This window comes from Gimesia benthica (assembly GCF_009720525.1).
Classification (GTDB): Bacteria; Planctomycetota; Planctomycetia; order Planctomycetales; family Planctomycetaceae; genus Gimesia; species Gimesia benthica.
The window spans coordinates 1,981,163-1,995,845 of the sequence record NZ_CP043930.1 but is presented as its reverse complement, the minus strand read 5'-3'; the positions used below and the strand labels follow the sequence as shown (position 1 = coordinate 1,995,845).

Annotated in this window: 10 protein-coding genes; 6 read left to right on the top strand and 4 right to left on the bottom strand. The window is 52.7% G+C overall.

Features of this window, described 5'->3' with window-relative positions; genetic code table 11:
• Positions 1–4: 4 nt before the first annotated feature.
• Entirely contained in the window at positions 5–1,225 is a 1,221-nt protein-coding gene (locus F1728_RS07545; RefSeq protein ID WP_145181458.1) for a glycosyltransferase family protein, read from the bottom strand.
• A gap of 45 nt (positions 1,226–1,270) precedes the next feature.
• A complete protein-coding gene (locus tag F1728_RS07540) occupies positions 1,271–2,116 on the bottom strand; it encodes an HAD-IIB family hydrolase (protein ID WP_194242728.1) in 846 nt (281 codons plus the stop codon).
• 252 nt (positions 2,117–2,368) lie between these two features.
• Between F1728_RS07540 and F1728_RS07535 the strand changes: the two genes are divergently transcribed.
• The 6 genes from F1728_RS07535 to F1728_RS07510 all read left to right on the top strand — a co-directional run bounded on the left by F1728_RS07535 (position 2,369) and on the right by F1728_RS07510 (position 11,451).
• Positions 2,369–5,704, top strand: coding sequence for a LamG-like jellyroll fold domain-containing protein (locus F1728_RS07535; RefSeq protein WP_155363598.1), 3,336 nt, complete (start codon positions 2,369–2,371; stop codon positions 5,702–5,704).
• A gap of 517 nt (positions 5,705–6,221) precedes the next feature.
• Positions 6,222–7,193: a hypothetical protein gene (locus tag F1728_RS07530; RefSeq protein ID WP_155363597.1), complete on the top strand. Its 972-nt coding sequence runs from the start codon at positions 6,222–6,224 to the stop codon at positions 7,191–7,193.
• Positions 7,190–8,482, top strand: coding sequence for a tetratricopeptide repeat protein (locus tag F1728_RS07525; protein WP_155363596.1), 1,293 nt, complete (start codon positions 7,190–7,192; stop codon positions 8,480–8,482). The genes F1728_RS07530 and F1728_RS07525 overlap by 4 nt, the downstream gene beginning before the upstream one ends.
• A 178-nt stretch (positions 8,483–8,660) precedes the next feature.
• On the top strand, positions 8,661–9,764 hold the full coding sequence (locus tag F1728_RS07520) for a DUF1559 domain-containing protein (protein WP_155363595.1): 1,104 nt from the start codon (positions 8,661–8,663) through the stop codon (positions 9,762–9,764).
• 35 nt (positions 9,765–9,799) lie between these two features.
• A complete protein-coding gene (locus tag F1728_RS07515; RefSeq protein ID WP_155363594.1) occupies positions 9,800–10,252 on the top strand; it encodes a hypothetical protein in 453 nt (150 codons plus the stop codon).
• Positions 10,253–10,326: 74 nt separating this feature from the next.
• Positions 10,327–11,451: a multiheme c-type cytochrome gene (locus tag F1728_RS07510; protein WP_228030544.1), complete on the top strand. Its 1,125-nt coding sequence runs from the start codon at positions 10,327–10,329 to the stop codon at positions 11,449–11,451.
• A 2-nt stretch (positions 11,452–11,453) separates the two neighbouring features.
• Here the strand turns inward: F1728_RS07510 and F1728_RS07505 are convergent, their stop codons facing one another.
• Positions 11,454–13,154: a vWA domain-containing protein gene (locus tag F1728_RS07505; protein ID WP_155363593.1), complete on the bottom strand. Its 1,701-nt coding sequence runs from the start codon at positions 13,152–13,154 to the stop codon at positions 11,454–11,456.
• A 39-nt stretch (positions 13,155–13,193) separates the two neighbouring features.
• Entirely contained in the window at positions 13,194–14,600 is a 1,407-nt protein-coding gene (locus tag F1728_RS07500) for a magnesium chelatase (protein WP_155363592.1), read from the bottom strand.
• Positions 14,601–14,683: the final 83 nt, after the last annotated feature.

Below are 14,683 nucleotides of genomic sequence, written 5' to 3'. Positions count from 1 at the left end.
CGGTTCAGGCAAACTCCCGGTAATCATCGTCAACGGCGGTACACAAACGGGTAAAGATATCGGGAACCGCACTTTGAACGCGGTTCCAACTGGGGATAAACGGCGTTTCCATGGGGTTATCCAGGAAGTGAATCCCCGCTTTTAACACATTTTCTGCAAACAGCTCAACGGCTTTTTCTTCGTTATGAACATCCAGTGCGAGACCATTGATGATGGCATCGTTGCGGTAGGTCTCAATAAAGTCGAGGGCGATCCGGTAGTAGGTCGCCTTGATGGAGCGGAAGGTTTCCGTGGAAAAGACAACGCCATTGGTGGCGAGTTTGCGGAAGATTCCTTTCGAAATATCAATCGACATTTTCGAAAGCCCTGCCTGGGCATCATCGACGGATAGCTGCTGATGTTTGTGATCGTAGCGGTCAGCGATATCAACCTGGCACAAGCGGTTTGTCGAGTAGTTACGTTTGACTTCCGAGAGGACACCGATTTCCAGCCCCCAGTCACTGGGAATACGAATGTCGTTGATCACATCGGTACGGAACGAGAACTCCCCGGCCAGCGGGTAGCGGTAGCTGTCGAGGTATTCAAGATAATCCAGCGAGCCCAGAATTTTCTTTAACGCGCGGAGCAGGGGAGTCACCAGCAGTCGGGTGACGCGACCGTTCATTTTATTATCCGCCACGCGGGCATAATAGCCTTTGCAGAACTGGTAGTTGAAGCTGGGGTTGGCGACCGGGTAGATCAGTCGTGCGAGCATGCTGCGATCGTAAGTCAGAATATCGCAGTCGTGCAGTGCGACGGATGAGGCGGTCCCCTGTGCGAGGACATACCCGAGACAGAACCAGACGTTACAGCCTTTTCCGAGTTCGTTGGGTGCCAGTCCCTGGTTCTGCAGCAGTGTGTTGACTTCCTGCAGGCGGGGGCCGTCATTCCAGAGAATACGATGTTTCTGAGGCAGGCGGCTGAAGAACTGGATCGCATGTTTATATTGATTTTCGTCGGCCCGATCGAGGCCAATCACAATTTCCTGCAGGTAATTGACCTGTGCGAGTTCCGTAACAATTTTATCGAGGGCCGGGCCTTCCAGTTCGCTGTAGAGACAGGGAAGCACCAGGCTCATGGGGCGGATTTTGGAAAACTGGAGCAGTTCCGCTTCCATCTCTTCCAGCGATCGGGAAGAGAGATTATGCAGGGTCGTAATAATTCCGTTTTGGTAGAAGTCTCCCATACCAGATCTCCATGATCAATGTTTGAGCGCAACAACACGGGATGATCAGATTTGCTCGTCATCCAGTATTTGGGTCAACGCAGTGGCCCAGCCTTGCGGACCGGTTTTGTCAGTGATTATGACCGCAGACTGCTGTTCAAGATCAGGAGGTTCATGATGGGAAGAGCGCACAATGACTGCGATGTCTGCTGTTTTCAGCATGGCTACATCATTCTGACTGTCGCCCAGCGCCACAAATCGAGGCACACGTTGATCAGACGATGCAAACCAGTTGCGAAACCATTGCAGACATTTTCCTTTGTCACACGCACCAATCACATGCACAAACCGGCCGCCACGCAGCAGCCGTAGACCATGATTGGCAATCAGTGCTTCAAACTTACGCAATTGATGTGCCGAGTCCTGCCAAATCAGGGGTTCGGAGAATTCACGGGTCATAGCCCGTTGGGCTGCACTTTCCGATAGTCCCGTATATTCAATGACTTCAGCGACTTCCATATCTGCAAATCCGGTAAACAGGAATTTTTCATCCACCCGGATTTTTTGAATCAAAGTCAGAATTTCGGAGCGGACTGCCCCCAGAATGTGCACCTGGTCTCCCGAATTTTGGGCAGAGTTCTCCGTCAGGAAGTGGGTTGGCAGATAAAGTGCTGATCCATTTTCTACAATATAGGGATCTGAATTTTCCAGTTCATGGCGCAAACTCATCAACTCCGCTGCCGTTTTGCTCGTATTGAGCATCAAAGGAATCCCCGCTGCTTTGAGACGTTCCATCACAGGGATCGCGGGCGCATAGGAATAGGTATCGTGATCCAGCAGTGTGCCGTCCAGGTCGGTCATGATCACGAGTGGCGGCGTTGTAGTCGGCTGATGGGGAGTTTGGGCGTTCATGAGCATTGAATGATTCAAAGAGACAGGTACAGAGTTCAGAAGGGAGCGCATGGATCACAAAAAGTGATTGTTCACGATCATAGCAGGATCACGACACTCAAACAAACAGGCTGAAATTGCAGGAAGTTCATACAAAAGCAGACATCCTCTCTGCTGAGTTTTCAGACCGATTCTGAGTTGCTAAACTGAAATCAGAAATTACTTTAAAAAGTTCACAAATTCGCAGGCTAATCTTTCTAGTGGTGATCGCTCATGCTGAGATCGTTAATAACGTTCGGACTCGTATTGGTTTTTCTTTCATCTCCTTTCACAGCAAAGTCAGCTGAACCGGCCAGTCAAGATCTGCAGGAACCCTGGCAGTCGCAGTACACAAAGGAAAACGCGACCGGCAAGCATGTGCTGGGTTTATGGACTTTTGATGGAGACAAGCCCGGCGCAGATCTTTCAGGACATAAGCTGGACGCCACTTTTGATGGGGCTGAGATTGAACCCAAGGGCCGTTTCGGTGCGGCGATGCGTTCCTTTCCCGGTTTTCCGGTGATTGATAAGCGTCACTGGGCGATGGTGTCGGACTCGCCACACCTCTCACCCCGCGGTGCTTTCACCCTGGAGATGTGGATCAAGCCGGAAAAAGATATCGTAAAAGCTGCGACTCCTTATTTGCTGGATAAAAAATATGTCAGCGACACTGATTACCAGCTGGTGTTTACTCCTGCAGGGCGTACCGGCTCGCGGACTTTAAAGGCCGTCCTGGGGTTTGGTAACAAATCTGAGACCTGGTTTTCGAATCCGTTGCAGCTCGAGCCCGAGACCTGGTATCACGTTGTCTTCCTGTACAATGGCGCAGGACGCGGTCGGTTTCTGATTAACGGAATTCCCTGGGGGGAAAAGACCGTTAACGATGTGGGCGCGGTCGCAGCCGGTTCCCGTTATCTCACAATCGGAGATCGGACTGGAAGTAATTACGGCGGCTTTCCGGGACTGATCGATCAGGTGCGGATCAGTGAAGGGGAACTGGAATTTCGCCCTGTCCGTTTCGAACGGATTTCAGAGCGATCCTGTTTTGTCCGCATGGAACCCGAACGGACGCTCGATTTTGAGGTCACGAATCTGCAGCGAAAGCCTCTACCAGAAGCGACAGTCACCTGGTCTCTTAACGGACTGGTGCAGGGGACTTCGACGCTGAAAAATCTGGAACCGGGGCAACCCCGGAAGGTTTCCTTTCCATTAAATACCGCTTTACGCCCCGACAAGTATGAACTGAAAGCAGAACTGGAGACGGGGAAGAAGACAGGGACAACAGCCCAGGCTTCGTTCCCGATCCAGATCGTCTCCCGCCCTCTGCCGGACCGGTTCCCGGTCGTGATGTGGGGAGCCGGGATCAATGAAATCGATCGACTGAAAGAAATTGGTTTCACGCATGCCGCTGGTGTGCGGGCAAATTATTCCAAGATCTGGCAGGCTGGCAAGCCGACACTGGCCGATGGCAAAGAACAGGTCCAAGCCCTGCGTGAAGGATTGGATCGAGGATTGGCAAACGGGGTTTCCTTTTATGCGGGACTCTCTCCCGGATCCTGGTTGCGGAGCCAGGAGAAATTACAGCGAGTCAGCCGGGATGGAACACACCATGAGAGCCGGGAAGATATCTGCCCGTTGTTTCCCGAGATTAAAGAGTTCTGTTACAACGTGGGCGTTTCGGTTGCCGAAACGTATGGAGATTATCCTGCCTACGATTCCGCACTGCTGCATACCGAAGTTCGCGGGCATTCGCGTCCCTGTTTTCACGAGCATGACCGGGCCGCGTTCCGTAAATTTGCCGGGATTGATATTCCCGCAGAAGCGGGACCGCCACGTGGCGTGGATTATAAAAAACTGAAGGACTTCCCGTCGGACCGGATCATCAAAGATGACAATCCGCTGTATGTCTATTACAAGTGGCACTGGAAGACCGGCGATGGCTGGAACGATTTGAACAGCGATCTGGAGAGGGGACTGAACTCGACCGACGACAAGATCTGGACCTGGTACGATCCCGCGATGCGGGTGGCGAGTGTGTTTGGGGCAGGGGGGAATGTCGATTTTCTCTCGCACTGGACCTATACCTATCCCGATCCGATTCGAATTAACGTGGTGCTGGATGAACTGTTCGCCATGGCCCGTGGTTCCAGCAAGCATCAGGATGTGATGAAGATGACACAGATCATCTGGTATCGTTCACAGACCGCCCCACAGCCGAAGAAGACCGACAAAGACACTCCGCCTCTGGCGAGTTGGGAACGGGAACAGCCCGATGCACCCTTTATTACAATCGCCCCCATGCAGTTGCGCGAGGCGTTCTGGGCCAAGATATCGCGTCCGATCAAAGGCATCATGTATCATGGCTGGCAGTCGCTGGTACCTACGGAATCGACCAGCGGGTATCGCTATACCAATCCCCAGACGCAGCATGAACTCAAACGGTTGATTCATGAAGTGGTACAGCCTCTGGGACCTGCACTGAAGCAGATTCCCGCACCCCGTAATGACATTGCCTACTATGAAAGTTTTGCAGCCCAGGTTTTTGCGCGACGGGGAACGTATGGCTGGAACGGTTACTGGCTGGGTGACGCCCATCAGATGCTGCAGTGGGCTGGATTACAGACCGATGTGGTCTTTGACGAATCGATTCAACAGCATGGACTGGATCAATATAAGGTGCTGTTCATGATGGATTGTGATGTGGTGACCGAAGCTATTTTAAAGAAGATCAAAGCCTTCCAGCAGCGGGGGGGCATCGTGGTTGCCGATGAGCATGTCGCTCCGGGAGTGAAGCCGGATCTTGTCATCACTTCATACAGAAGAACCGGAAATGCGGAACAGGACAAACAGGAACTGCAGAAGAAAGCATTGGAGCTGCGTCAGTCCCTCGCTGGTAAATACGAGCGGTACCTGGATTCGTCGAATCCAGATGTGATTCCTTACTGTCGTCGAGGTAAGGCTGCGGACTACCTGTTTGTGGTCAATGATCGACGTGAGTTTGGAGACTACGTGGGCCAGCATGGACGCGTAATGGAAAACGGTTTACCTGCTGAGACAACTCTTACGCTGAATCGCCCTACAGGTCACGTGTATGACCTGGTACGTCACCAGCCTGTGTCTGTGAAACAGGCTGCAGGTAAGCAGAAGGCAGGGATTCAACTGGCACCGGGAGCCGGGGGAATTTACCTGGTAACTGATCAGCCTGTTTCTGGTGTGACAGTGAAGGTGCCTGAAAAACTCAAACGGGGTGAGAGTGGCACCGTAGCTCTCAGTGTCGTCGACCCGCAGGGACAACCGGTGTCGGCGGTGATTCCGGTCGAGGTTACGATTGAAGATGCCGAGGGACGCCTGGCCGAGTTTTCCGGTTATCGGGCCCTGGTCGACGGGAAACAGGATTTCCAGATTCAAATTGCTCCTAATGACAAAGCTGGAATCTGGTGTGCCCGCGTCAAAGAACTGGCCTCGGGAAAGAGCACCTCTACCTTTTTCCGGGTGAGCGATGACAATTCTGCAGTGAAACCTCACGGGCGGAATATCAAAGGCTTCAATCCAGAACAGCCCGCCGGCTAAGCACAGCCTGAAAAGGCAGGGGGCATTGGTGTCATGCCTCCCTGCCACACTCCTTTCTTATAGAACATTCTGTTCCCTGAAATACGGGCGGACAGGCATACTGCTGCGCCGATTCACAGGTATTCCCTCGATTCAAAGCCTTTCTGAAAATAATTTTTCTTGATGTAACTCACATTTCGAATTCACGAAACATTAATCTGAAAAATTATTTGTGTGCTTTACCCCTCGCTCGTCGGTGCTTTTTTTTTGCGAATTTCTGTGAGTGTATTTTCTTCATTTGCTCACAGATTCTTAATAAATCAGCTCTAAGATGCCTTCCAAATCTGATGTGGTATCAAACGCGTCAGGTTTTGTTTTCCGCGGAAAGCTGTCTTTAGTCGAGTAGGCTGCAAGCCACTTTCTCCTTCCTCACAAAACTGTTTCGGTGCACTGAAATGGCTTTGGTGTAATTTTCAATATGTCACAAGTTTCTTCAACAACTTACCTACCAGAGGCGGTTTCAGAATCTTCTGCAGCTGTGACGGGCCAGTTCCGTGAATCGTTGCGATCCGCCTGGCTGGTCGATCCTAAATATGATCTGTTGTTTCTCGTGAACCTGGGCTGGCCTCTGCTTGTTCTGCTGCAGTGGTGGGGCGGACTCGAAATTCAGAGCGGGATCAGCTTCTGGCAGGTCTATTTCATTACGACGCCGCACCGCTGGATTACGCCGGCTTTGCTGTTCATGGAACGCGATCGCCTGGAAGCGAATCGAAACAAATACATCCTGATCACAGTCTGTCTGCTGACGATTCCTCTGGCGGTCAAGATTTCCACCGGAGCGCTGACCTGTCTGTTAACCATTGATTATATCTGGAACGCGTGGCACTTCGCTGCTCAGCATCATGGAATCTACAGCATCTATGGTCGCAAGACGGGGGGAATATCTCCTCGACGGTCGCGTATCGACAAATGGCTGATGCGGAGTTTTCTGCTGTATGTCACGTTACGGATCGCCAGCTGGGCTTCGTGGGGCAGTTCCACGCCGGGGTGGGGAATCCTCGATTCTCTGTTTGCGACAATCCCGATCGGAATGATGTTGCGTGAATTCTGGCAGTTGCGGGCTCAGACTGTGGGCCGCTGTCTGTATTTTACAAGTGTGATGACGCTTTACCTGGCAATGCTGGGGGCGGTGGTGGCCCGCAGTCCCATGCTGCTGCTGGTGCTGACCACGGCCTCTGCTCTGTTTCATTCGATTGAATATCTGGCGATTGTCAGTTGGGCCGTTGACCGGACGAACCAGTCTGGAAAATCAACGACCGAGCTGTTTAAACGACTTATGCCTCGCTGGGGAATGATTCTGGCGGTCTTCATAGTCATTCTGGGGATGGGGGCCTGGCTGATGCAGACCCATCTGATGGAACTCTGGCTGACCGCAAACCTGATCATGGCCTTTCTGCACTATGCCTATGATGGTCTGATCTGGAAATCACGGAAGGCGGTAACGACATGAATGCACGTCAGTCCAAGTTACAGAATCTGAATGCGAATTCCACGTCTGACCTGATCAAATATGACTCCGTTCCCGACAGAACTGTTCCAATAGTCGCAGGGCTGTTTATTGCCTGTCTGGCAGGCTGGTGGGTACAGAGCATCCGTAACTCAGGTGGACTGAGCCTGCCTTATGCACGGGCCGACATCACGATTGTCAACTTTCTCTGTATGCTGCCACTGGCGATTGTGGTAACAGAGTGGATGCAGGGCGTGCTCAAATACCACAGTCCGGGGCTCTTTAAGATTGTGAACCTGATCGCGCTGACCGGGACTGCCGGGATTCTCGTTTTTCTCTTCAGCAGCAGTCATGCCAGCGGGGCACTTAGTGAATACGATGCCTGGGAATCATTTATTCTGAGGCCCGTTATCGCATTCTGGCTGATACTGTCGTTGATCCTGCTGGCAGGCAGGTTCTTTCGGACGGAAATCCCGCAAGGTTCCGTGCGGGCAGGCAAACTCGTGTGGAGCACGGTCTGTCTGACGGCATTATTGGTTCCCGTGTTTTATATTCAGTCCCGCGTGGATGAAATGGCGCAACAGGTAGACGAATATCTGGGCAGCGGTCGACTGGGTGATGCCCGGCAAGTTGTACGCGAGGTCTGCATTCTTTCTCCCTGGGGCAAGATTGGAGGACAGCCTGCCGACGACGTAGCACGCGACCTGGATCATGACTGCTTTGGTGTAGAGCGTAGCCTGGCATACATGAACCAGCAGACATCCCACAATGAAGAGTCGACCTACCATCGTGCCCGGTTGCTGGCCATCCTCGGGGAGGATCAGGCAGCCATTGATCTACTGTTACCCTGGTATGACAAATCTACGGTCAGCCCGCTGACCAGCCAGTTGCTCGGCAACCTCTATCAGCAGCAGCAGCATTGGGCCGAAAGTCAGCAGGCATATCGCCGGGCATTACAGGCGTGGGAAAAGTTACCAGCTTCCGAACAGCAGCAGGCAGGCATCGTAGCCGCCTGGAAAGGGATTGCATTTGCTGAACGAAAACGAGGGAACTATGAAGCAGCAGAAACTGCGTATCTATCGGCGTTGTCGCTGGCTCCCACAGCGGACCAGCACTTTCTTCTCGCGCAATATTACGAAGATACGCAACAGACAGCGAAAGCACGAGAGTATGCTCATCAGGCGATGGCACTTGATGCGACTCGCTACGGACAGTCTGGGCAGAAACTGATTACTACACTACAGCAGCAGCATTTCGGCTGTCTGCAGATCTGGCGGAATGGGGAATTTTAACCACGGTCCGTCCTGATTATCGAAATACTAATTTTCACTGATTCCTGTTGGTTCAGTGCAGTCTGATTTGAGATCGTTAGAGATGTTTTACAGAGTCCGGAAATGTAGCCGGTGCTGAGAGTATGTTCTTATTGTTCTCAAAATATTTCTTTATTTAAGTAAGAAGGAGAGTCTTACAATGCAACTTCAACAATCGCAGAAACAGTCGAGTCAGAACTGTCGTCGCGGTTTCACCCTCATCGAACTGCTGGTAGTGATTGCTATCATTGCGATTCTGATTGCTCTATTACTGCCCGCGGTACAGCAGGCGCGTGAAGCAGCCCGTCGGTCGCAGTGCAAGAATAATCTCAAGCAGTACGGCCTGGCGCTGCATAATCACCTGGATACTCATGGGGCATTTCCTCCGGGATATGTCTGCTATGATGAATCCGGTAACCGCTGGCAGACAGGAGGCTGGCAGAACGGACAGAACGAATTTGGTTTTCACTGGCTGGTGATGTTGCTGCCTTACATGGAACAGCCCGGTTTGTGGGATCAGGTAACGACCTGTGCTGATACTCAGAAGGGGGGGACCAGTAACCCCTGGGATCACTGCGAATATCTGGCTCCCGCACATATTGGTCGATATCCCTTACCCAAATTTAATCACTGTCCTTCGAGTCCCCGAGACAAGACTCTGTTTACAGATGGGTCGTATGGGTTAGAAGGACTGGCGAAAGGAAACAGCTATGCAGCCAGCTGGGGAAGCGGGAATATGCTGTCCTGGGAAAGCCGCTCTACCAAAGGTGCTTTCGGCTGTTACTTCACGGATCAGGGTAAAGTTTCAATTCCCTCTGGTGGATCAGGCGACCTGTTTCAGCAAGATAAGGGCTTAATGGACAGTGACTTCACTGACGGGATGAGTAATACCGTGGCGATCAGTGAGATTATCAGTGCAGATGGATACGGCTCGTCTGACACCACGGATATACGTGGGGTCTGGATGTCGCCAGCGATGGGAGCCACTATCTTTTCAGCCTATAATTCTCCTAACGCCCGTGTCGCTGATATCCTGGCAGCCTGTGATGATACCATTTCAGTTACGACGAGCCCATACATGAATTGTACTGAAGATCGGTCAACAGAGAATGTCTATGCAGCTGCTCGCAGCTATCATACGGGGGGAGTGAATGCATTGATGGCTGATGGCGCGGTCCGCTTTATCAGCGACAACATCGATAAAAACGGGATCTGGCATCCCTTGAACACCGTTCGTAATGGTGAAACGATTGGTGAATTTTAATTAACGTGAGCTTCAGAGTACGCCGCAGGCAGCTGATGCCTGTGGCGTTCTTATTTTTAATGAGAAGATCGATAAGAGAGTCAAGCATGAAATACTGGATTATATGTCTAATGGTTTTTGTTCTGACTGGTTGTGGTGGAGGAGATGACACTTCAATTACAGTGGAACAGGAAGTCTATGCGAATGTTGTGGCCCTGGGCGATGCCAGTGGTGATGAAGCAATGTTTCAGGCAGCATTCGTCTCCGGGGCGGTACCGGAAAACCGTCAGGATTACGGCAAATATGCTTATGAAGTTGATGGAACCGCAGAAATTAACGGTGATGAAGCTACTGTGCCTGTGAAAATTATTGGAGGCATTTTTTCAACGCAGGGCGGTGACAGTTCATCGAAAAAGAAAACCGATGAAAAGTCAGAAACGAAAATGACCTGGAAACTGCAGCGTGAAGGGGAAGAGTGGAAACTCAAAGAAGCGCCCCTGCCAGGTTAAGCTGCCGCTGTGACGCGTTACTTTCGACGGCAAAGCCATCTCGATTTTTCGGGACACTGGTTGGGGTACTCACCATGCTGATGCTGTTCCCGGGCTGTTCTGACAGTGGTCAGCCCGGGAAGCAGGCATCCAGACGCACATCGCAGGCAGATTCTCAAGAACAGCACCAACCGGAAAGCCTGTCTCCAGCAGAATCCTGGCAGCGTTTTATTGCTACCAACTTCGCCGGCGATCAGGCGTGTGCGGACTGTCATCGAAAAGAGTATGACGCGCATCAGCGTTCCGGTCATTCTCATACTGCGATCCAGATGGCTGAGAGTCCACTGGCGAAACGCCTGGCGGAGATCGGTTCCTATCAGGATTCCCGTCGAGATCAGCGGTGGTCCTTCAAGCTGGACCAGGAGAAATTTCTGGTCAAAGATGAGAAACATCCCACCATGCCTGCTCTGGCAGTCACCTGGTTGTTAGGTTCAGGGACGCACGCCCAGACCGCGATTGCCGTTGAACCACGCCGCAGACAGGGAGTGGAACTCCGCTGGTCCTGGCTGGCCAGTCAGAATGGACCGGGGCTGACCCCGGATCACGAACCGTATGATCAATTCAATCGCAACAGCATCGAATGTTTTGGACGTCCGATGAATGCGACCGACGTACTGGCCTGCCTGGGATGTCATATGACCGTTGGTCCTCCTCCCGGGGCACCATTACGGACCGAATTTTTTGTTCCCAATGTCGGGTGTGAACGTTGTCACGGACCGCGGCAGAAGCACGTCGAACTGGCCCAGCAGGGACGGGGAAATGAAATCAAACCGCTGATCAATTACCACAACGCGGAAGAGTACATCGCAGCCTGTGCGGAGTGTCATCGCGATGCCAGCGATCTGACAGGGAAGGAGCAGCCGCATGAACTGGTGCGGTTCCAGCTTTACGGACTGAAGCAGAGTGCCTGTTATCTGAAATCAGAAGGCAAACTGTCGTGCGCAAATTGTCACGATCCACACGATGCGACATCACACGACCGGGCGTTGTACCGCAAACAGTGCCAGTCCTGTCACCAGGCAACAGAGCCCAGCACCTGCCCGATCCAGCCCCAGGGTGATTGTATTGAGTGCCACATGCCGGCAGTCGAATGGACCGCCGGCATTAAGTTCCATGATCACTGGATTCGGAAGCCGGAAAATCGCTCCCAGGCTGAATAAGTTCAACCGATGATGTCTTTGCGATGGGAGACGTAGTCCCAGACGACGTAGCGGTCGAGGTCGCGGCCGGCGGTGAAGAAGACGCGGCCCTGTGTGGCTTCGGCCAAACGGTGGGCGAACTGGATGTCTTCGCTGGACTGGGACCAGCTGGGAATCAGGAAAATGTTGATCGTGATTCCTTCGCGATGGCAGAGATAGGCTTCCCGCATAGTGGCTGATTCGGTCTGCGGATCAGGTGGGTAGAGCAGGTAGAGCTGTTCCCCTTCGAAGTGCGCGGTGGGCAGGCCGTCGGTGATCAGAATGATCTGTTTGTTGGGCGTGTCCTGTAATGCCAGGAAGTTCCGCGAGAGCTGCAGCCCGTGCTGAATGTTGGTGAAGTGCGGCGGGATGATTGACTCGCTGATCTTCTCGTCGCTCATGTCGACCTTCAGACGGACGACGGGATCGAAAATCGTGACCGGCTTGGGCATCATCTCAGCAATTTCACCGACCGTGCGCGGCTTGGCGAACGTGTACATCTCGATGAATTGCAGATAGTCACCCGGGAATTCGCCATGGATCAATGCTTCGAGTGCCAGGCCCATCTGCTTGACGTTAACGTACTGGCCTTCGTAGCGCATGGAGCCGCTCATATCCATGAGCACGGTGGTGGCACACTTGGGAGTATTGCGTGTTTTGTGGATGACCAGATCGTCTGATTTCAGGCGGATTGGGAGTCCCGGTCCGTCTCTGAGGATGGCATTGGTGAAGGACTGGGTGATATCCATGTTTGAGACCGAATCACCAAATTCGTAGGGTTTGGTGCTGGGCATTTCCACTGCACCTTCGCCAACCACGGGACCTGTATGGCGACCGGTACGTGAGGCTTGCAGATCGCTGAAGATTCGTTCCAGGATACGGCTTTGAAACAGGCGGTAAGCTTTGGGGGTCAGACGGAACTGGCCTTTTGAGAATTCCAGTCCCTGTTGATCAGCCATCTCACGCAGCATATCGCGGACCTGTTTCTGGATCGCTTCCAATGTTTCCATGTCGCCGGGCTGTGTGAATTCGGAGAGAGCCTCCATGTCGATGATCGCGATCTGGGCCGTCTCGCGGGCTTCTTCCAGCTGTTTCAGTAATTCATCGATCTTTTCGAGTTCAGCTTTGATCTCAAGTGCTTCCGGGATCGTCAGCGAAGTCCGTCCGGTGAAATGGTAGTTGGCGGCGAGTTCGTCGATTTCGTACTTGTTGCTCAGCCGGTCCACCAGCTGGACCAGTCCCTTGGAGAAGGGGCTCTGGTCGTCATTGATTCGGTACCAGAGTCGTTCCAGATCGTAGATCTGTTCTTCCCTAACTGCCTGTCGATAGTAGTCTTTGTACTTCCGCGGCGGTTGGATCTGTTTCGCATAATCGTGATAACTGCGGCGGGCTTTCTTTCGGACGCCGTCGGTTTCGTAGGTTTCGAGGATTTTACGTTTCCGTTCCTCCAGCATGGCCAGCAGGGCATCAAGACTCGGCCCGAGGCCGGCAATCTGGCTGGGATCGAGGCGAATGGCGCGGGCCAGTTCTTCCTCGGTCAGTTCCCGCATCGATCCATAATACATCATGTGATTCAACGCGGGAGATACCAGGTCCGGGGGCGGCTGCATCGGGTCGGGGATGCGTTTAGGATCATACTTCTGGTAAGTATGAATAATACCGCCGGTCAGTCGTTTGTCTGTCATAGTCGTGTCTCGATCTCTCTGACGAGAGCCAGGGGCTGATCAGGTCTCATAAGTGATGCGGCCATGATCCTGCGAACGCGAAATTTTACTGTTGGCGTAGAGTCCTGCGAGAATAAACTCAATACAGGACGCGCGGACGGCTTCATCTCCCGAGGCATTGACCTCGAACGCTTTGTCCCAGATCGGGGGAACGCGTTTCAGACGTTCTGCGTACTGAGAAGAAGGAAGCATGTCACCCACTTCGATTTTAATTCCCTGGGAAAAGATCTCACTGATCTCCGCGAGGCCATGTTCGACAATGTATTCCTGAAAGACATCCTGAATAGCCTGAGCGATGATGGAATCGAGCACCTGTCGCTCCGACATCTGGTTGGCGCCCATCAAATCGAGTTCCAGTTTCCCCAGCGAGGAGGAGTAGAGGTGGCCCAGATCGCTGATGCGGGGAACAGCCGGTTTTTCATTGAGCACCGCACCCCGGCGGCGGGCGGAAGCGATCATCATCCGATAGTTGGCAATACTGAAGCGGGCACTCACGCCGGAATCGTGGTCGACATATTTTGAGGCGCGGGCAGCGACGGAAATCTGTTCGATAATTTCACGCATAAAGTAGGGAACGACCACGGGGACATCTCCCTCCAGATCGACATTGGCTTCCTGCTCCATGATTTCAATTCCCAGGCTGCGTTCCCGGGGATAATGTGTATGAACAACCGAGCCGATACGGTCCTTCAACTGGGGTATGACTTTCCCACTGCGGTTGAAGGTCGAGGGGTTAGATGAGAACAGAATCAGCATGTCGAGGTCGAAGCGGATGGGATAGCCGCGGATCTGCACGTCCCGTTCTTCGAGGATGTTAAACAGGCCAACCTGAACCAGTTCATCGAGTTCGGGCAATTCGTTCATGGCAAAAATGCCCCGGTGCATGCGGGGAATCAGGCCGAAGTGGAGTGCACTTTCCGCGGACATGCTTTCGCCGTGTGCCAGTTTGGCGGGGTCAATTTCTCCGATCACGTCAGCAAACTTGGTTCCCGGTGCCAGACGTTCTGCATAGCGGTCTTCACGCGACCACCAGGCGATGGGTACATCGTGGTCCGGAGTATTCGCCAGAAATTTGCGTCCGATACTGGTGATGGGTTGATAGGGATCGTCGTGCACAGGCGACTCAGGCAGATCGAGATAGGGGATCTCTGGGTCCAGAAACCGGACCAGTTGTCGCATGATGCGGCTCTTTGCCTGTCCCTTTTCACCCAGAAAGAGCATGTCATGCTCAGAGAGCAGGGCCAGAACGATGTCGGGGATGACAGTATCATCATAGCCGACAATGCCGGGGAACAGTTCATCCCCCTGTTGCAGGACCTGCATCAAGTTGTCATATATTTCTCGTTTAACTGTTTTGCTTTGCCAGCCGCTTTCGCGGAGTTCCGCCAGATTGGTGGGACGACTCATGTAGAAATCTCGTTATGTTCGGAGGCTGAATGCGGTTTGAGGGAAGCGCTGTTTTGATGTTAGTGAGTTTTGAAATCAGCCAG

What these genes read in the sequence shown, in the direction of transcription:
- F1728_RS07545 (WP_145181458.1), bottom strand. Translation starts at nt 1,225, where the DNA reads ATGGGAGACTTCTACCAAAACGGAATTATTACGACCCTGCATAATCTC.
- F1728_RS07540 (WP_194242728.1), bottom strand. Translation starts at nt 2,116, where the DNA reads ATGAACGCCCAAACTCCCCATCAGCCGACTACAACGCCGCCACTCGTG.
- F1728_RS07535 (WP_155363598.1), top strand. Translation starts at nt 2,369, where the DNA reads ATGCTGAGATCGTTAATAACGTTCGGACTCGTATTGGTTTTTCTTTCA.
- F1728_RS07525 (WP_155363596.1), top strand. Translation starts at nt 7,190, where the DNA reads ATGAATGCACGTCAGTCCAAGTTACAGAATCTGAATGCGAATTCCACG.
- F1728_RS07520 (WP_155363595.1), top strand. Translation starts at nt 8,661, where the DNA reads ATGCAACTTCAACAATCGCAGAAACAGTCGAGTCAGAACTGTCGTCGC.
- F1728_RS07515 (WP_155363594.1), top strand. Translation starts at nt 9,800, where the DNA reads ATGCCTGTGGCGTTCTTATTTTTAATGAGAAGATCGATAAGAGAGTCA.
- F1728_RS07510 (WP_228030544.1), top strand. Translation starts at nt 10,327, where the DNA reads ATGCTGATGCTGTTCCCGGGCTGTTCTGACAGTGGTCAGCCCGGGAAG.
- F1728_RS07505 (WP_155363593.1), bottom strand. Translation starts at nt 13,154, where the DNA reads ATGACAGACAAACGACTGACCGGCGGTATTATTCATACTTACCAGAAG.
- F1728_RS07500 (WP_155363592.1), bottom strand. Translation starts at nt 14,600, where the DNA reads ATGAGTCGTCCCACCAATCTGGCGGAACTCCGCGAAAGCGGCTGGCAA.